Source organism: Streptomyces sp. NPDC091371 (assembly GCF_040684275.1).
In the GTDB taxonomy this organism is placed as follows: Bacteria; Actinomycetota; Actinomycetes; order Streptomycetales; family Streptomycetaceae; genus Streptomyces.
On record NZ_JBFBFP010000016.1, the window covers coordinates 104,301 to 121,479 of the forward strand.

19 protein-coding genes and 1 tRNA gene are annotated in these 17,179 nt (G+C 71.9%); 14 read left to right on the top strand and 6 right to left on the bottom strand.

The features are described 5' to 3' along the window. Nucleotides 1-74: 74 nt before the first annotated feature. The gene (locus AB0O21_RS19530) at nt 75-1,712 is read right to left on the bottom strand and encodes a helicase HerA-like domain-containing protein (RefSeq protein ID WP_365172380.1); all 1,638 of its coding nucleotides are present in this window, start codon (nt 1,710-1,712) and stop codon (nt 75-77) included. 88 nt (nt 1,713-1,800) lie between these two features. On the opposite strand from AB0O21_RS19530, the gene AB0O21_RS19535 reads away from it, so the two are divergent. Both AB0O21_RS19535 and AB0O21_RS19540 read left to right on the top strand, forming a co-directional pair. Further along, nucleotides 1,801-2,097, top strand: a complete 297-nt coding sequence (locus AB0O21_RS19535) for a type II toxin-antitoxin system VapB family antitoxin (RefSeq protein ID WP_008740979.1) — start codon at nt 1,801-1,803, stop codon at nt 2,095-2,097. 107 nt (nt 2,098-2,204) lie between these two features. After that, the gene (locus AB0O21_RS19540; protein WP_365172381.1) at nt 2,205-2,861 is read left to right on the top strand and encodes a LytR C-terminal domain-containing protein; all 657 of its coding nucleotides are present in this window, start codon (nt 2,205-2,207) and stop codon (nt 2,859-2,861) included. A gap of 13 nt (nt 2,862-2,874) precedes the next feature. Here the strand turns inward: AB0O21_RS19540 and upp are convergent, their stop codons facing one another. Beyond that, complete coding sequence (gene upp / locus AB0O21_RS19545; protein ID WP_329381989.1) at nt 2,875-3,510, bottom strand: uracil phosphoribosyltransferase; 636 nt, start codon at nt 3,508-3,510, stop codon at nt 2,875-2,877. 170 nt (nt 3,511-3,680) lie between these two features. Between upp and AB0O21_RS19550 the strand changes: the two genes are divergently transcribed. The 10 genes from AB0O21_RS19550 to AB0O21_RS19595 all read left to right on the top strand — a co-directional run bounded on the left by AB0O21_RS19550 (nt 3,681) and on the right by AB0O21_RS19595 (nt 10,457). Next, nucleotides 3,681-4,622 carry a universal stress protein gene (locus AB0O21_RS19550; protein ID WP_365172382.1) on the top strand — a complete coding sequence of 314 codons (942 nt, stop codon included), beginning with the start codon at nt 3,681-3,683 and terminating at the stop codon, nt 4,620-4,622. Between the two features lie 92 nt (nt 4,623-4,714). Further along, the gene (locus tag AB0O21_RS19555) at nt 4,715-4,903 is read left to right on the top strand and encodes a hypothetical protein (protein ID WP_365172383.1); all 189 of its coding nucleotides are present in this window, start codon (nt 4,715-4,717) and stop codon (nt 4,901-4,903) included. 321 nt (nt 4,904-5,224) lie between these two features. Next, nucleotides 5,225-5,773, top strand: coding sequence for a hypothetical protein (locus AB0O21_RS19560; protein WP_365172384.1), 549 nt, complete (start codon nt 5,225-5,227; stop codon nt 5,771-5,773). Nucleotides 5,774-5,781: 8 nt separating this feature from the next. After that, a complete protein-coding gene (gene tadA / locus AB0O21_RS19565) occupies nt 5,782-6,261 on the top strand; it encodes a tRNA adenosine(34) deaminase TadA (protein WP_365172433.1) in 480 nt (159 codons plus the stop codon). 58 nt (nt 6,262-6,319) lie between these two features. Beyond that, nucleotides 6,320-6,404, top strand: a tRNA-Ser gene (locus AB0O21_RS19570). A gap of 175 nt (nt 6,405-6,579) precedes the next feature. Next, nucleotides 6,580-6,909 carry a hypothetical protein gene (locus AB0O21_RS19575; protein ID WP_365172385.1) on the top strand — a complete coding sequence of 110 codons (330 nt, stop codon included), beginning with the start codon at nt 6,580-6,582 and terminating at the stop codon, nt 6,907-6,909. Nucleotides 6,910-7,279: 370 nt separating this feature from the next. Beyond that, the gene (locus AB0O21_RS19580) at nt 7,280-7,441 is read left to right on the top strand and encodes a hypothetical protein (protein ID WP_365172386.1); all 162 of its coding nucleotides are present in this window, start codon (nt 7,280-7,282) and stop codon (nt 7,439-7,441) included. Between the two features lie 339 nt (nt 7,442-7,780). Next, a complete protein-coding gene (locus AB0O21_RS19585; protein WP_365172434.1) occupies nt 7,781-8,584 on the top strand; it encodes an RNA polymerase sigma factor SigF in 804 nt (267 codons plus the stop codon). A 230-nt stretch (nt 8,585-8,814) separates the two neighbouring features. Beyond that, on the top strand, nt 8,815-9,657 hold the full coding sequence (locus tag AB0O21_RS19590; protein ID WP_365172387.1) for an RNA polymerase sigma factor SigF: 843 nt from the start codon (nt 8,815-8,817) through the stop codon (nt 9,655-9,657). Nucleotides 9,658-9,707: 50 nt separating this feature from the next. Beyond that, the gene (locus tag AB0O21_RS19595; protein ID WP_365172388.1) at nt 9,708-10,457 is read left to right on the top strand and encodes a hypothetical protein; all 750 of its coding nucleotides are present in this window, start codon (nt 9,708-9,710) and stop codon (nt 10,455-10,457) included. Between the two features lie 5 nt (nt 10,458-10,462). On the opposite strand, the gene AB0O21_RS19600 is transcribed toward AB0O21_RS19595, so the two are convergent. Next, the gene (locus tag AB0O21_RS19600; RefSeq protein WP_365172389.1) at nt 10,463-10,738 is read right to left on the bottom strand and encodes a hypothetical protein; all 276 of its coding nucleotides are present in this window, start codon (nt 10,736-10,738) and stop codon (nt 10,463-10,465) included. Nucleotides 10,739-10,864: 126 nt separating this feature from the next. Here AB0O21_RS19600 and AB0O21_RS19605 point away from each other — a divergent pair, with 126 nt between their 5' ends. Both AB0O21_RS19605 and AB0O21_RS19610 read left to right on the top strand, forming a co-directional pair. Next, nucleotides 10,865-11,284: a MarR family transcriptional regulator gene (locus AB0O21_RS19605; protein WP_365172390.1), complete on the top strand. Its 420-nt coding sequence runs from the start codon at nt 10,865-10,867 to the stop codon at nt 11,282-11,284. A 14-nt stretch (nt 11,285-11,298) separates the two neighbouring features. After that, complete coding sequence (locus AB0O21_RS19610; RefSeq protein ID WP_365172391.1) at nt 11,299-12,912, top strand: MDR family MFS transporter; 1,614 nt, start codon at nt 11,299-11,301, stop codon at nt 12,910-12,912. A gap of 10 nt (nt 12,913-12,922) precedes the next feature. Here AB0O21_RS19610 and AB0O21_RS19615 read toward each other — a convergent pair whose 3' ends face one another. From AB0O21_RS19615 to AB0O21_RS19625, 3 genes are all read right to left on the bottom strand, one after another. Continuing rightward, the gene (locus tag AB0O21_RS19615) at nt 12,923-13,516 is read right to left on the bottom strand and encodes a TetR/AcrR family transcriptional regulator C-terminal domain-containing protein (protein WP_365172392.1); all 594 of its coding nucleotides are present in this window, start codon (nt 13,514-13,516) and stop codon (nt 12,923-12,925) included. 168 nt (nt 13,517-13,684) lie between these two features. Further along, a complete protein-coding gene (locus tag AB0O21_RS19620) occupies nt 13,685-15,910 on the bottom strand; it encodes a glycosyltransferase family 39 protein (RefSeq protein WP_365172393.1) in 2,226 nt (741 codons plus the stop codon). Beyond that, on the bottom strand, nt 15,907-17,175 hold the full coding sequence (locus AB0O21_RS19625; protein ID WP_365172394.1) for a bifunctional glycosyltransferase family 2/GtrA family protein: 1,269 nt from the start codon (nt 17,173-17,175) through the stop codon (nt 15,907-15,909). Before AB0O21_RS19625 ends, AB0O21_RS19620 begins: the two co-directional genes overlap by 4 nt. Between the last annotated feature and the right edge of the window lie 4 nt (nt 17,176-17,179).

A 17,179-nucleotide genomic window follows, 5' to 3' on the forward strand; every position in this document is an offset into this window, starting at 1 on the left:
GAGAGTCTGTCAGCGCGACCCCGGGTAGCGGCAATCGGTTCGCTCGACTCCGCCTCGAACCGCGGCCCGGACGCTCACCTGCGCCGCCGGGCCGTCCCGAAGATCGAGCGGGAGATCTCCCGGCCGAGCTGGGTCCCGATCGACCGGGCCAGCGAGCGGAACAGCCCGCTCCCCACCACCTGTTCGGCCAGCGAGGGATCCGGCTTGGGTGCGTTGCGGGCGGCCCGCGCCGCCTCCTTCTCGGCCTCCTTGGCCTGCTTCTCCGCCTCGGCGGCCGCCGCTGCCGCCTCCGCCTCCGCCTCGGCGGCGGCCTGTTCGGCCGTGATCTTCTCGTACGCCGATTCACGGTCCACCGGCTCCGCGTAACGCGCGTACAGCAGCGAGGACTTCACGGCCTGCTCCAGCGCTCCCGCCTCGATCGGCGCCATCAGCGACTGCGGGGCGCGCAGCCGGGTCGCGGCGACGGGGGTGGGGGCGCCCTTCTCGCTGAGCACGGTGATGACGGCCTCGCCGGTGCCGAGTCCGGTGAGCAGTTCCTCCAGGTCGTACGCGGAGTTGGGGAAGGTCTTCACGGTCGCCTTCAGCGCCTTCGCGTCGTCGGGCGTGAAGGCGCGCAGCGCGTGCTGCACCCGGTTGCCGAGCTGGGCGAGCACGTCGGCCGGCACGTCCTTGGGGGTCTGGGTCACGAAGAAGACGCCGACGCCCTTGGAGCGGATGAGGCGGACGGTCTGGGTGATGGCTGCGAGGAAGGCCTTCGAGGCGTCGTTGAAGAGCAGGTGGGCCTCGTCGAAGAAAAAAACGAGCTTGGGCTTCTCCAGGTCGCCGACCTCCGGCAGGTCGTTGTAGAGGTCGGCCAGCAGCCACATCAGGAAGGTGGAGAAGATCTGCGGCTTGTCCTGGACCGCGGGGAGCTCCAGTACGGACACCGTTCCGCGCCCGTCGGCGGCCGTGCGCAGGAACTCGCTGGTGTCGAACTCGGGCTCGCCGAAGAACTCCGACGCGCCCTGCTGCTCGAAGGCGGTCAGCGCCCGAAGGATCACCCCGGCGGTCACGGTGGACAGCCCGCCGATGCCCTTGAGCTCGGCCTTCCCCTTGTCGGAGACGAGGAAGGCGACGACGGCCCGCAGGTCCTTGAGGTCGATCAGCTCCAGGCCCTTGGAGTCGGCGTAGTGGAAGATCAGGCCGAGCGACTGCTCCTGCGTCTGGTTGAGCTGGAGCACCTTCGACATCAGGACCGGCCCGAAGCCGGTGACGGTGGAGCGGACCGGGATGCCGGGGCCGATGCCGCCGAGCGAGTAGAACTCGCTGGGATATCCGGTGGGCTCCCACGTCTGGCCCACGTCCCGGGCCCGTTCGGCGACCTTCTCGCCCGCCGCGCCCGGCGCGGAGATCCCCGAGACGTCCCCCTTGATGTCCGCGAGGAAGACGGGGACCCCGTTCGCCGAGAGCTGCTCGGCGATCAGCTGGAGCGTCTTGGTCTTGCCGGTGCCGGTGGCGCCCGCGACCAGACCGTGCCGGTTGAGCATCGACAGCGGGATGCGGATCTGCCGTTCCGGCAGGCAGGCGCCGTCCCAGAGCAGCGCCCCCAGGTCGAGCGCGGGGCCCGTGAAGGCGTACCCGGCGGCGATCTCTCCGGCCGGGCCCGCCTGCTCGGCCTGGTCCGCCTGCTCGGCCTGGTCCGCCGAGACGTCGGCGGCGGTGCTCTCGCTCATGCATCACTCCCGAAATAGCCCTGTTTGACACTTTTGCACCAACGTCGCGAGGCTGCGCCCGCAGGCACCGGCCCGGTAGGCTTTCCGTGTGATCTTCAAGCGCATCGGAAGCGGACGGCCGTACCCCGACCACGGCAGGGAAACCACCCGGCAGTGGGCGGACGTCGCGCCGCGCCCGGTCCGGCTCGACCAGCTGGTGACGACCAAGGGACAGCTGGACCTGGAAACCCTGCTCGCCGAGGACTCCACCTTCTACGGCGACCTCTTCGCCCACGTCGTCAAGTGGCAGGGCGACCTCTACCTGGAGGACGGGCTGCACCGCGCCGTCCGCGCGGCCCTCCAGCAGCGCCAGGTGCTGCACGCGCGCGTGCTCGAAATGGACTGACCCCCTCCGGGCTTCCGCTTCGCGCGGATTGCGCCTTTCGGGTCTCGATTGACCTATCAGCAGATCATTCAGTGGGCATCGCCCCCGGGCGGCATTACCCTGCGCTTATGAGCATGCTCACTCCCCCCGGCATGGGCGGAAAGTACCGCGTCACGGGAGCCGCCTACCCGCGCATGAGCCGTAAGCGGAGTCGTCGGCGGATCGTCCTGGCCGTGCTCGGCTCGGTCCTCGCGCTCGGCCTGCTCGGCTTCGGGGCCCTGCAGCTCATCGACGTGTTCCAGGGCAACGGCCCCAAACGGAATACGGCTGCGGGCGCCAAGGACTGTCCCACCCCGTCAGCCAACGCCGCGGCCAAGGGCGCCCCCGCCGCCGCCTCGCCCAAGCCCGCGGTCGTCCTCCCGCAGCCCGGCGAGATCACCGTCAACGTCTACAACGCGACCCCGCGGGCCGGCCTCGCCAAGGCCGTCGGCGACGAACTGCAGAAGCGCGGCTTCGTCATCGGCAAGGTGGGCAACGCCCCCGCCGACTTCGACAAGAAGGTCCCCGGCACCGGGATACTGCTGAGCTCCCCGGCGACCGACAAGGCCGTCTTCGCCGTACTCGGCACGCACCTGGCCGGCATCACCCAGCAGACCGATGCCCGCGAGACCCAGGACGTCGACCTGATCCTGGGCGACGCCTTCAAGGAGCTCAACACGAAGGAAGCCGCGGACGCGGCGCTCGCCCTCCTGGCGAACCCCGCGCCCGCAGCCGCCAAGTGCTGAGCCGCGCCGGAGGCTACTCCGCCGAGCCGTACATACGGTCGCCCGCGTCGCCCAGGCCCGGCACGATGTAGCCGTGCTCGTTGAGCCGCTCGTCCACCGCGGCCGTCACCACCGTCACCGGCGTGCCCGCCAGCTCGCGCTCCATGATCTCCACGCCCTCCGGCGCGGCCAGCAGCACCACGGCCGTCACGTCGTCGGCGCCGCGCTTGATCAGCTCCTGGATCGCCGCGACCAGCGTGCCGCCGGTGGCGAGCATCGGGTCGACCACGTAGACCTGCCGGCCCGAGAGGTCCTCCGGCATGCGCGTCGCGTACGTGGAGGCCTCCAGGGTCTCCTCGTTGCGGACCATGCCCAGGAAGCCCACCTCGGCCGTCGGCAGCAGCCGCACCATGCCGTCGAGCATGCCGAGGCCGGCGCGCAGGATCGGCACGACCAGCGGACGCGGGTGGGAGAGCTTCACGCCGGTGGTCGGGCCCACCGGGGTCTCGATGTCGGCCTGCTCGGTCCGCACGTCGCGCGTGGCCTCGTACGCGAGCAGGGTCACCAGCTCGTCGGCGAGCCGACGGAAGGTCGCGGAGTCGGTGCGCTTGTCGCGCAGGGTCGTGAGCTTGTGCGCGACCAAGGGGTGATCGACTACCTGCAAACGCACAACATCCTCCAAAATTCGGCCTGCGACCTGCAAAAACGGCCGCGAGACGCGACCCACACCCAAAAGGCTACGCGCTGACACCGCCCCTTCGCGCCCGCCGCACCCCGCCGCCCCCGCACCCCGGCCGGCGCCCGGATGCGGACCGCCCGCGCTGCCAGCAGTCTGGACTGATGACCAACGCACCGGTGATCGCAGCCGTCGACGGATCCGAACACAGTCTCAAGGCCCTGGAGTGGGCACGGGCCGCCGCCCTCCGGCACGGGACGGGGCTGGTGATCGCACATGTCCTGCCCGACCACGCCCAGTTGTATGCGGGGCGGCGCTCCGCACTTCACTCCGCCTCGGAGCCCGAGGAGTACACGGACGTCGTGAGCGAGCGGATACGGGCCCTGCTGAACGGCGGCGGCGCCGAGCTGCCCGAGGAGGTCCAGTACGAGTCGCTGGAGGGCTCCGTCCCCGAGGCACTGCGGGTGATCGGGACGGAGGCCCTGATGCTGGTCATGGGCTCCCGGGGACGCGGCGGCTTCGCCAGCCTGCTGCTCGGCTCGAACAGCCGCGCCGTGGCGACGACGGCCCCCTGCCCGGTCGTCGTGGTCCCGCATGCGGAGCGCGCCGCGGGGGCCGACGAGGAGGCCTCGGCAGGCCGGGTGGTGCTCGGCCTGCACGCCGCCGAGACCCCCGACGACGTGCCGGCCTTCGCCTTCACCGAAGCCGCCGCGCGGGGGACCGCCGTCCAGGTGGTCTCCGCGTACGCGATCCCGCCCTCGCCGACCACGCTGGTGGACAGCCCCTTCGCCGTGATCCCGCCCGAGGGGCTGGCGGACGCGGGCGAGCTCGTACCGGCCGAGCGGGAGATGCTGCGGTCCCAGACGGAGCGGCTCGCGCCCTTCCGGACCCGGTACCCGGACGTCCCCGTCGAGCAGGCCGCCGTCCCCGGTGACGCGGCGGGCCGCCTGGTCACGGCCTCCCGGTCGGCGGCCCTGGTCGTGGTCGGCCGGCACCACCCGCGGCGCAACCCCATGCACCTCCTGATGGGCTCGGTGGCGAACGCGGTCCTCCAGCACGCGCTCGGCCCGGTGGCCGTCGTACCAGCCCTGTCGGACGACGCCTGACCTGCCTGACCTGCACAGGGGTGGCATCAAACGGGCTGTTCGGGGGAAGGTGGGTGCGGGGGGGACGACCGACCAGCCCGGGGTGGTGGCCGATGTCCGACACGCAGCCGAGCGACGAGAAGCCGGAACCGCCGGAGACCGCCGCACAGCGCCGCGCGCGCCGCGCGCAGTTCCTGCGCGACCTGATGGAGGCCCGCGCCCTGCGCGACCGCGTGCAGCCCCGGCGCGCCCGCGCCGCCCGCATGCGCCAGCAGATGCGCATGCGCACGTTCCGCTGGTGAGGAATCCAGCCCCGCCGGGCAAAAATCCAGCCTCGCCGACGTTTGAGGCGCGGGGTCCGGGGCGGAGCCCCGGCAACGGCGCCGCACCCGCCCACGCACCCCGACACGCCCCGCCACGAACCCCCCGCACCCCCAGCCGGGAGGCGCCACGGCACGACGCAAGCGCGGAAGACCTCTCGCCAGGCCGCCATTTCTGCCACGATGCCGATTGGGCGGGGTACGGACGGCAGAGCAGCACCCCAGGCACCACAGCCGTTCCGCCCCATCCTCCGGCCGGGGGGACCTCCAACCGGCACGCCTAAGACCAGTGGGAGAGTCACGGTGTACTTCGCCGCACTGCTCGCGCGCACCGAAGACGGGTGGGAAGCGAGCGACATGGAACTCGACGACGTCGAGTCCCTCAGTGATCTGATCGATCTCGCCCGTTCCGCCGCTGTCGACGACGACACGGTGGTCGCCCTCATCGAGCAGGAGGACGCCTGGTTCGGCGTCGTCCGCGTGGACGGCGAGGAGGACCCGCGCTACTTCGTATCGAACGCCGCCGCGGCCGCCCGCAGCTCCTACGGCTCGATGCTGACCAAAGAGCTGCTGGGCAACGACGAGGAGGACGACGAACTCGACGAGCTCGACCTGGACGGCACCGAGGACGGCGAAGAGGACGCCGTGGCCGCCTACACCGACGAGGACGACGACGAGGACCAGACTGCCGGGACCGGCTCCGAGCCCGCGCCGGCGGGCCCGCTGGGCGACCCCCGGCTGCTCGACGACCTCGGCGTGACCAACAAGCAGCTGATGACCCTCGACGGGGACGCACTCTCGGAGATCGCCGAGTCCCTCGGCGCCACCGAGGTCCTGGAGGCCGTCCGCTAGTGATCCACATGCAGGACGCGCACGTTCCCGATCCCGTACGGGATCCCTGGCGGGACTCCATGCGCCTCGCGCTCCAGGAGGCCGCCCGGGCGGTGCCGGCCGGCGACGTGCCGGTCGGCGCCGTCGTGCTCGGCCCCGACGGGGCACTCCTCGCCACCGGCCACAACGAACGCGAGGCGACCGGCGACCCGACCGCGCACGCCGAGGTGCTCGCACTGCGCCGGGCCGCCGCCGCGCTCGGCGAGTGGCGGCTCCCGGGGTGCACCCTCGTGGTGACCCTGGAGCCGTGCGTGATGTGCGCGGGCGCGCTCGTGCAGTCGCGCGTCGCCCGGGTCGTCTACGGCGCGGACGACGACAAGGCGGGCGCCGCGGGGTCGCTGTGGGACCTCGTACGGGACCGCAGGCTCAACCACCGGCCGGAGGTGGTCCGGGGCGTCCTCGCCGAGGAGTGCGCCCGGCAGCTCACGGACTTCTTCCGCACCCTCTGAGCACGCCCGGCGGAAGCCGATTTCAGATGATGCCGCTCCGTAGGCTAGGATCCATCTCGGTAGTGTGTCCGAGTGGCCGAAGGAGCTCGCCTCGAAAGCGAGTATGGGGCAACCCATCGGGGGTTCAAATCCCTCCACTACCGCTCCGATCGAGAGCCCCACCCGCAAGGGTGGGGCTCTCGTCGTATACCTGGCAGCCGAATCCAGCCCCGCCGGCGTTTGAGGCGCGGGGTCCGGGGCAGAGCCCCGGCAGCGGCGCCGCACCCGCCCACGGCCCGCACCCCGGAGGCACCGGCCCCTGTCCGGAGGACAAGCGGCGTGACCGCCCGCCCCCTCGGCCGTTGTCACGGCATGACCAAGACCCAGCGCATGCTCGCCGCCATCGCCCTCGCGGGGGCCGCCGCGGGCCTCGCCGCTCCCGCCGCCTCGGCCGCAGGCTCCCCCGCGTCCCCCCTGACGCTCCCCGACCTGCCCACGGCAGCCCCCGGCATGCCGGCCGGCGCCCAGCCCGCCTCGGTCCAGGAGATCGGCGCGAAGCTCAGCGAGGGCGCGAACCAGCTCAACCAGCTGATGGAGCTGCCGAACCAGCTGGCACCCGTCATCGCCCCCGTGCAGCCCATCACGGACCTGGCCACCGCCATCGAGTAGGACGCGGGAACGGCGCGCACGCGAAGAAGGCCCCGACCGGGTGGGTCGGGACCTTCGACGTATGGGACGGGGGAAGTGGCATCGGGGGGACAAGCCACTTCCCCCGTTGAGGACGGAACCTGCCAGTCCGAGCCGCAGTCAGGGGGGAAGCTTGCGGCTCGGACCCCGCAGTGAGGTCCTGTCCCTCACCCACCGATTTCCTGCCAGAACCGGTGGGCTCACAACAAGCATGCGCCCCACGCGATGACCGACCCAGCGGCAAAGGACCCGTCCCACCGGGTCATTGGTCCTTAAAGGACAGGTGAGTGCCCAATCCTGACCGGTTAGACTCACCCGACTCACAAGGACCGGTTGGGGAGGCCGCGCGCCCGTGGACACCAAGAAGCTCATCACGAGCGCCCTGACCGTGTTCGTCCTCTTCGTCATCATCACCCAGCCGAAGAGGGCGGCCGAGATCGTGGAGATCGGCTTCCAGGGGATATCGGACGCCGCCTCCGGTATCGGCGAGTTCATGACCGAACTGGTGCGCTGAACCCGTACGCTGAAGCGGTTTCCGGACTTCCGGCCCCCCACTCCTACGGGTGGGGGGCTTTTTGCGTACCCGCCGCCGGATGGAATGCCACGATATGCCCAACTTGCCCTCAACACGGCGATATACGGTGCTTGCACACAGTGCACATCTCTTGTGATGCTATGACCGCTTTTGACGGATGAGTTGACTGAAGTTGACTGAAGGGGTGGCGTGACCGTGCCGGCCAGTACAGCGCCTCAGGTGCCACCCCAGCAGGACCCTCCGCAGGAGGCCCACCAGGACCCCCAGGTCCCGCCACAGCAGGACGAACCCCCGGCACCGGCGCCGGCGGCCACCCCGGTGACGGCCGCGCCCACACCCGGCGCCCAGCGGACGCAGAGCCGGGGCGCGGACACCCGGGCCCTCACCCAGGTCCTCTTCGGGCAGCTGAAGGGCCTGGAACCGGGCACCAGCGAGCACAACCGGGTGCGCGGGGCCCTCATCGAGGCCAACCTCCCCCTCGTCCGCTACGCGGCCGCCCGCTTCCGCAGCCGCAACGAGCCGATGGAGGACGTGGTCCAGGTCGGCACCATCGGCCTGATCAACGCCATCGACCGCTTCGACCCGGACCGCGGCGTGCAGTTCCCGACCTTCGCGATGCCGACCGTCGTGGGCGAGATCAAGCGGTACTTCCGCGACAACGTCCGCACCGTGCACGTCCCGCGCCGCCTCCACGAGCTGTGGGTGCAGGTCAACGCCGCCACCGAGGACCTCACCACCCTCCACGGCCGCACCCCGACCACCCCCGAGATCGCCGAGCGGCTGCGCATCACCGAGGACGAGGTGCTGTCCTGCATCGAGGCCGGCCGCAGTTACCACGCGACCTCGCTGGAGGCCGCCCAGGAGGGCGACGGGATGCCCGGGCTGCTCGACCGCCTCGGGTACGAGGACCCCGAGCTGGCCGGCGTCGAGCACCGCGACCTCGTACGCCATCTCCTCGTACAACTGCCCGAGCGCGAGCAGCGGATCCTGCTCCTGCGCTACTACAACAACCTGACGCAGTCCCAGATCAGCGCCGAACTGGGCGTGTCCCAGATGCACGTCTCCCGGCTGCTCGCCCGCAGCTTCGCCCGACTGAGATCCGCAAACAGGATCGAGGCGTAACCGGAACGAGTGGAGATCATCCACCGTTTTCCCGACAGAACAGGCTGTTCCCCTTCTGACCTGTTCTGTCGCTGGAGACATATGTCGACATGACGCTACAGCGCGTTGCCGACATGTGACATTCTGCTGGAACCGCGTTTGCCGCAGCTCCGCCTCCGGTATTCAGGTGGAGGCTGCGTTCCTCCGACGGGCGCGCAGTACGCGACCGTCCGCGACCTCAAGGGGGTGGCATGTCCGTAGACCAGGGCAGCTCCAAGGTGCTCACGCTCGTCAAGAGCGTGACGCCACCGGCAGTGTCCAACCGCTCGGAAGCCATCGACACCCGCACTCTCTCCCGCTCCCTCTTCCAGCGACTTGCCACCCTGGACCTGGACAGCCCCGAACGGACGTACGTACGCGACACCCTGATCGAGCTGAACCTGCCGCTCGTGCGGTACGCGGCCGCCCGCTTCCGCAGCCGCAACGAGCCGATGGAGGACATCGTCCAGGTCGGCACCATCGGCCTGATCAAGGCGATCGACCGCTTCGACTGCGAACGCGGCGTGGAGTTCCCGACGTTCGCCATGCCGACCGTCGTGGGCGAGATCAAACGATTCTTTAGGGACACCTCCTGGTCCGTGCGCGTCCCGCGCCGGCTCCAGGAACTGCGCCTCGCCCTGACCAAGGCCAGCGACGAGCTCGCGCAGAAGCTGGACCGGTCGCCGACCGTGCCGGAGCTCGCCGCCGTGCTCGGGGTCTCGGAGGAGGACGTCGTCGACGGCCTCGCCGTCGGCAACGCGTACACCGCCTCCTCGCTCGACTCGCCCTCGCCCGAGGACGAGGGCGGCGAGGGCTCGCTCGCGGACCGCCTCGGATACGAGGACACCGCGCTCGAAGGCGTCGAGTACCGCGAGTCGCTGAAGCCGCTGCTCGCCAAACTCCCGCCCCGGGAACGGCAGATCATCATGCTGCGCTTCTTCGCGAACATGACGCAGTCGCAGATCGGCGAAGAGGTCGGCATCTCCCAGATGCACGTCTCCCGCCTGCTGACCCGCACGCTCGCGCAGCTGCGCGTGGGCCTCATCGGGGAGTGACCCTGCCGTACGGGGTTCCCAATTGACGGAGCGTCAGGAAAACTGGCGCGATGCGAACGGGATCCCGTACGGCCGCCCCGGCCGCCCTCCTCGCCCTGTGCTGCACGGCCGTCGCCGCCCTCACCGGCTGCGGGGGCCCGGCGCGGGACGGCTACGTCGCCGTGGGCGCCGCCGCCCCGGGCCCCGAACGGGGAGCCGGGGAGAACGTGGCGCCACAGGGCGGTGTGGAGTTCCAGCAGCTCGCCGGCCCGTCCGCGGCGGGCGGCGCCTCCGTGTCCGCCAGTACGTCGACCAGCCCGCCGGAGCCCCAAGCCCCCGGCGGCTCCGCCCCGGGCGGAGCGACACCTCCCGCCCCCGGCGGCTCCGGAAACACCCCCGGCGCCACCCCAGGGCCGGGTTCCGCCACCACCGCCCCCGGCGCCCCGTCCGGGCCGGCCGCCCCCTCGGGCACACCGCCGAAGCCCGGCACGACGACCCCGCCGCCCGCGACGACCCCCGCCAAGCTGACGCTCTCCACGCCGACGAGGGCGGCCGCGGGCGACCGCTGGTGCGAGCGGGTCACCGTCACGTTCACCAACACCGGGACCACGGCGGCCCGTTCGGGCACCGTCAGCTTCGCGACGCACATCATCGGCGCCCTCGGCGTCGACTGGGCCACGATCACCACGACCCAGCCCCTGCCCGCGCCCCTCGCAGGCGGCGCCTCGGTGACGCAGACCTACACCGTGTGCGTGGAGGCCTGGCGGGTGCCGCTGGGCATGCACGTGGAGACCCGGAACGTCACGGCCATCTGGAGCTGAGACCGTCAGCTCAGGACGAACCAGGCCGCCGCGCCGATCGCGAGCACGAGCGCGACGACGAGGGCCAGCTTCGCGGTCCGGTTCGAGGAGCCGGCCTGCTCGGCCTCCCGGCGCTGCTGACGGGCAGGCCCCGCCTGCCGAGCCGGAGCGGCCTCCTCGACGAACGCGCGGAACATCTGAGTGCTGCCGGCGGGGTCGTAGGCACCCTCCGGAGCCGGCGAGTTGTGGTTCGGGTTCGAGTACTGGTTCGAGTACTGGTTCGAGTCCTGGTTCGCAGCCATGGGTCAGGACCCTAGCGGGTTTTCCGATTCCTTTACCGCCCCGTCCCGCAGATTCATTTGCCTGTAGCAACCATCCGCTTCTATGGTTGCTTGAAGCAACAAGATGAGGCCGCGGGAGGGAGTCCGATGACCACCACCACTCGGTACGAGGAGCTGGCCCGCCGGCTCACCGGGATCGGCGCGGTCAAGCGCGACCTCGCGCGCGCACTGCCCCCGGACTGCCCGCCGGGCTCCGCCGCCGTCCTCACCGTCCTCGACCGGCACGGCGAGATGCGGCTGAGCCGGCTGTCCGAGCTGATGGCCGTCGACATCTCGGTCACCAGCCGGCACGTCGCGCACGTCGCCGAACGCGGCTGGATCGAGCGCGAGACGGACCCGGGGGACGGGCGCTGCCGGATCCTGCGGCTCACCCCGGCCGGGCGCGCGCTGCTCGCCGAGCTCGGAGCCCGGTACACGGCCGCGCTGGAAAGAGCCCTCTGCGACTGGTCCGCCGAGGACATCGACGTACTCAACACCCTGCTGGCCCGACTCCGGTCGAGCTTCTAGACCGAAGGAAAGACATGGCCACGACGGAGCAGCCGGCAGACGGCCCGTCCATGACCCACCCGCAGATCATGAAGGCGCTGTCCGGGCTGATGCTCGGCATGTTCGTGGCGATCCTGTCCTCGACCATCGTCTCCAACGCCCTGCCCCAGATCATCAGCGACCTCGGCGGCACCCAGTCCTCGTACACGTGGGTGGTCACCGCGGCCCTGCTGTCGATGACCGCGGCCACCCCGCTGTGGGGCAAGCTCTCGGACCTCTTCAGCAAGAAGCTGCTGGTCCAGATATCCCTGGTGATCTACGTCCTCGGCTCCGTCGTCGCGGGCATGTCCCAGAACACCGGCATGCTCATCGCCTGCCGCGTGGTCCAGGGCATCGGCGTCGGCGGCCTCTCCGCCCTCGCCCAGATCGTGATGGCCGCGATGATCTCCCCGCGCGAGCGCGGCCGCTACAGCGGCTACCTCGGCGCGGTCTTCGCCGTCGCCACCGTCGGCGGCCCGCTGCTGGGCGGGGTCATCACCGACACCGACTGGCTGGGCTGGCGCTGGTGCTTCTACGTCGGCGTGCCCTTCGCGGTCATCGCGCTGATCGTGCTCCAGCGGACGCTGCACCTCCCGGTGGTCCGCCGCGACGTCAAGGTCGACTGGCTGGGCGCCTTCCTGATCAGCGGCGCCGTCTCGCTGCTGCTGATCTGGGTCACGCAGGCCGGCGACTCGTACGCGTGGCTCTCGTGGACCACCCTGGCGATGACCGGCGGCGCGATCCTGCTCGGCCTGCTCTTCGTCTACGTCGAGTCCCGCGCGAGCGACCCGATCATCCCGCTGCGGCTGTTCCGCAACAAGACCATCACCCTCGCCTCGGCGGCCTCCCTCTTCGTGGGCATCGCGATGTTCTCGGGGACCGTGTTCTTCAGCCAGTTCTTCCAGTTGGCCCGCGACGAGTCCCCCACGATGTCCGGAATCCTCACCATTCCGATGATCGGCGGCCTCTTCGTCTCCTCCACCCTTTCCGGTCAGGTGATCACCAAGACCGGCAAGTGGAAGGCCTGGCTCGTCTCCGGCGGCGTCCTGCTGACGGCCGGCCTGGGACTGCTCGGCACCCTGCGCTACGACACCCCGTACGGGCACATCGCGATCTACATGGCGCTGACCGGCCTCGGCCTCGGCATGATGATGCAGAACCTGGTGCTCGCCACCCAGAACCAGGTGGCCGCCGGGGACCTGGGCGCGGCCAGCTCGGTCGTGACCTTCTTCCGCTCGCTCGGCGGTGCCATGGGCGTCTCGGCGCTGGGCGCGGTGATGGCCAACCGGGTCACGCACTACGTCCAGGACGGGATCGCCGCGCTGGGACCGAAGGCGGCGGCGGCCATGGGCCACGGCGGCACCGCCGGGGGCGGCATCCCCGACCTCGACAAGCTGCCCGCGCCGATCCGCGAGGTCGTCGAGTCCTCCTACGGGCACGGCGTCGGCGACGTCTTCCTCTACGCCGCCCCCACCGCCCTCCTCGCCCTCGTCCTGGTGCTGTTCATCAAGGAGGTCGCGCTGAAGTCGAAGCCCTCCTCCCAGGCCCCGGCGTCGGCTTCGGCTTCGGCTTCGGCTTCGGAGGAGCCGGCTCCGGCCGTACGGGCCTGACCAGCGGGCGCTAACCGCGGGCCTTCGCCTCGATGCCCGCGATCAGGACGTCGAGCGCGAGGCAGAAGTCGTCCTCGGGCGCCCGCCGAGCCGTGCCCCCGCAGCCGTGCAGGAACTGCGAGACGGCCAGGTGGGCGCCGGTCCGGGCGGCGTCCGCCAGACCGGTCGCGTCCAGCAGGCGCTGGAGGTCGGCGTCGAAGGCCCGGGCGTGCGGCCCGATGTTCGGGTAGGCGGCGGTGAGCGGAGCCACCCACGGGTGGTCCGCCAGGACCCTCCGGTAGCCGCGTGCCAGCTCCCGCAGCCGCCCCGGCCAGCCGGGGTCCGCCGGGGGAACGAGTTCGCCCAGGGCGCTGTCCAGGGCGAGTTCGAGCAGGTCGTGCTTGGTGTCCACGTACCAGTACAGGGACATCGCGGTGACCCCGAGCCCGGCGGCGAGCCGCCGCATCGAGAACCGGGCCAGCCCCTCGGCGTCGAGCAGCCGCACGGTGGCGGCGGTGATCCGCTCCCGGTCCAGCCCGGAGGGTGCCTCGCTGCGGCGTCTTGCGGGTGCAGCGGCCAGCCAGACGCTCTCCCGACGCTCACCGGAATCGGCCGCGGTCACCATGGAGGCACCCTCCTCACGACAGCCCGGAATGCCCGGTCCGCCCTTTGATGCTAGGGGGTGTCCTGTGGATCGGGACGGCACCCGAGGGCCCGGCCGGGGCCGGGTGTGCGCCGGGGCCGGGCCGGGCCCGCCTCCACGACGTCGGCGGCGTCGTGGAGGTGAGGCCGATCAGGAGGTACCGGACACCGGGGCCGTCAGGTCGTAGAAGGTGGCGCCGCCGACCGTGGTGGCCTTGAAGGTGGCCCTGACCCAGGTGTCGATGGCCGTGCTGGTGCCGCCCCCCGGGCCGCCTCCCATGCGGACCCCGCCCTCGGTGGCCCCGGTCGTGCCGCCCTGTGCGATGAAGTAGTGGACCTTCCCTTCCTGCACGTACTTCTTGAACTGCTCCAGGGTCGGCGAGGGGTCGCTGCCGTTGAAGCCGCCGAGCGCCATCACGGGCTCGCCCGAGGCCAGCTGGTAGCTCGCCGCGTTCTGCGAGCCGACCGCGGCCGCCGCCCAGGTGTACTTGTCGGCGTCGGCCCGCAGGGCCGCCTTGGCCTCGGTGCCGACCTGCGCGCCGTTCAGCAGGCCGCCGGCACCGCCCTGGCCACCGACGAAACGCTCGAGGCGACGCCCGTCCGTACCACCCTGGCCCTGGCCCTGCGGCATCCCGCCCTGACCCTGCCCCTGGCCCTGGCCCTGCGGCATCCCGCCCGGCGGAGTGCCGCCCTGCCGGCCGCCCTGGCCCGCCTGGCCGCCCTGGCCGCCCTGGCCTCCCGGGCCGCCCTGGAGCAGCTCACCGGCGCCCATCGGGCCGCCCATCATCCCGCCCGGCCCTCCGCGGCCGCCCGCCACCGCGGGCCCCGCGGTCACGATCGACCCGGTGTGCCCGGTGCTCACGGTGGTCATGCAGTACGCGAACGGCCCGGCCAGCGCCGCGCCCAGGCCCACCGCGGCCAGCACCTGCACGCCCCGGCGCCCCAGCAGCGAGGCGAACGGCAGCGCGGCCGCCACGAGCACCCCGGCCACCAGGACCGCCCAGCGCAGCCACGGCAGGTATCCACTGGCCCGGCCCAGCAGCACCCACGACCAGACCGCCGTCAGCACCAGCACCCCGGACAGGGTGAACACGGCGGCCCGGCCGCCGCGTTCCTCCCAGAGCACGGCCACGCCCATGCCGACCAGTGCGGCCACGAACGGTGCCAGCGCCACGGTGTAGTACTCGTGGAAGATGCCCTGCATGAAGCTGAACACCACCGCGGTGATCAGCAGCGCGCCGCCCCAGGCCAGGAACGCCGCCCGGGCCATGCCGTCCAGCGAATCGGTGGCCCGGCGGGCCCGCCAGGTGACCACCAGTCCGGCCACGAGCAGCACCAGGGCCGCCGGCAGCAGCCAGGAGATCTGGCCGCCGATGTTGCCCGCGAACAGCCGGTCGATGCCGGTCTCGCCCCAGCCGCCGCCTCCGGCCCGCATGCCCGGTCCGCCCTCGGGCAGCCCGTAGGCCCCGGCACCACCGGCGCCACCTGCGCCGCCCGTTCGCGTACCGCCGCCGACGCTGCCGGTCTCGTTGCCGTTGATCCGGCCCAGGCCGTTGTAGCCGAGGGTCAGTTCGAGGAAGGAGTTGTTCTGCGAACCGCCGATGTACGGGCGGGAGGACGCGGGCCACAGCTCCACGATCGCCACCCACCAGCCGCCGGCCGCCACCATCGCGAGCCCGGAAAGCAGCAGCTGGCCCAGCCGCCTGCGCAGCGGGGTGGGCGCGCAGACCGCGTACAGCAGGGCGAGCGGCGGCAGGATGACGAAGGCCTGCAGGGTCTTCGTCAGGAAGGCGAAGCCCACCGCGACCCCCGCCCACACGAGCCACTTGGTGCGGGCCCCGTCGAGGGCGCGCAGCACGCAGTACACGGTGACGGTCAGCAGCAGGGTCAGCAGCGCGTCGGGGTTGTTGAAGCGGAACATCAGCGCGGCGACGGGCGTGAGCGCGAAGGCGGCACCGCTGATCAGGGCCGCCCCGGGCCCGAACTGGCGGCGTACGGCGGCGTACAGCACGGCCGTCGTGCCGACGCCCATCAGGGCCTGCGGGACGAGGATCTGCCAGGAGCCGAGCCCGAACAGCCGGACGGACAGCATCATCGGCCAGAGCGCGGCCGGGGGCTTGTCGACGGTGATCGAGTTGCCGGCGTCGGAGGACCCGAAGAAGAAGGCCTTCCAGCTCTCGCTGCCCGCCTGTACGGCGGCGGAGTAGAACGAGTTGGCGTAACCGGAGGAGCCCAGGTCCCACAGCAGCAGCGCGGCGGTGGCGACCAGGAGCCCCGCGAACGCGGGCCGTTCCCAGCGGGGCCGGGCGACGGAGTGCCGGCCGGTACGGGACCGGGCCTCGGGGACCGGGAAGATCGGAGGTGCCGCGGTGGTCATCGGATGTCGTCCTTCACAGGGGCGTCGCGCCGTTCGGGGAAGACCCAGGCGCGGAAGAGGAGGAACCGCAGCACGGTGGCGGCGAGGTTGGCGGTGATCAGCACGGCCAGTTCGGTGCTGTGCGCGGGATCGGCCGTGGCCGCTCCGAGGGCGGCGAGGGAGCCGCTGGTCAGCGCGAGACCGATGGCGAACACCACCAGGCCCTGGGCCTGGTGGCGCACGGCCCCGTCCCGGCCGCGCACGCCGAAGGTCAGCCGGCGGTTGGCCGCGGTGTTCGCGACGGCGGAGAGCAGCAGCGCGGCGCCGTTGGCGAGCTGCGGGCCGGTTCCGGCCCGCAGGGCGGAGTACAGCAGCAGGTAGAACAGGGTGGACAGGGCGCCCACGGCGCAGAATCCGAGGAGCTGGCGGGCCAGCCCGCCGTCCACCCCGGGCAGGGCCGCGCGGTCGCGCGGGTCGTCGCCGAAGGGGCGGGCGAGCCGGTCCAGCGGGAGCGCGCCGACGGCCAGGGCCCGGCCGACCCGCCACACGCCCTTGAGGTCCTCGGTGGCGGTCTTGACGATGTGGACGGTGGAGTCGGGGTCGTCGACCCAGTCCACCGGGACCTCGTGGATCCGCAGCCCGGCCCGCTCGGCGAGCACGAGCATCTCGGTGTCGAAGAACCAGCCCGAGTCCTCGACGAGCGGCAGGAGCCGCTCGGCGACCTCCCCGCGGATGGCCTTGAAGCCGCACTGGGCGTCGCTGAAGCGGGCGGCGAGGGAGGAGCGCAGGAGGAGGTTGTAGGCCCGGGAGACGAACTCCCGCTTCGCTCCGCGCACCACCCGCGAGGAGCGGGCGAGGCGGGTGCCGATGGCGAGGTCGGAGTGGCCGGAGATCAGCGGGGCGACCAGCGGCAGCAGCGCGTTGAGGTCCGTGGAGAGGTCCACGTCCATGTACGCGAGCACGGGCGCGTCGGAGCCGGACCAGACGGTGCGCAGGGCCCTGCCCCGGCCCTTCTCCTCCAGCCGGGTGCTCCGTACGCCGTCCAGGCCTCCCGCCAGCGCCGCCGCGACCTCGGGGGTGCGGTCGGTGCTCGCGTTGTCGGCGATCGTGATCCGGAACGGGTAGGGAAAGGTACGGGTCAGGTGCTCGTGCAGCCTGCGTACGCAGGGGCCGAGGTCCTTCTCCTCGTTGAAGACCGGGATCACCACGTCGAGGACGGGCCGGCCGGGCACGGGCGCGAGGGGCGCCCGTGCCGGCAGGGCCCCGGGAGAGGTGTCGGTTCGCATGGTC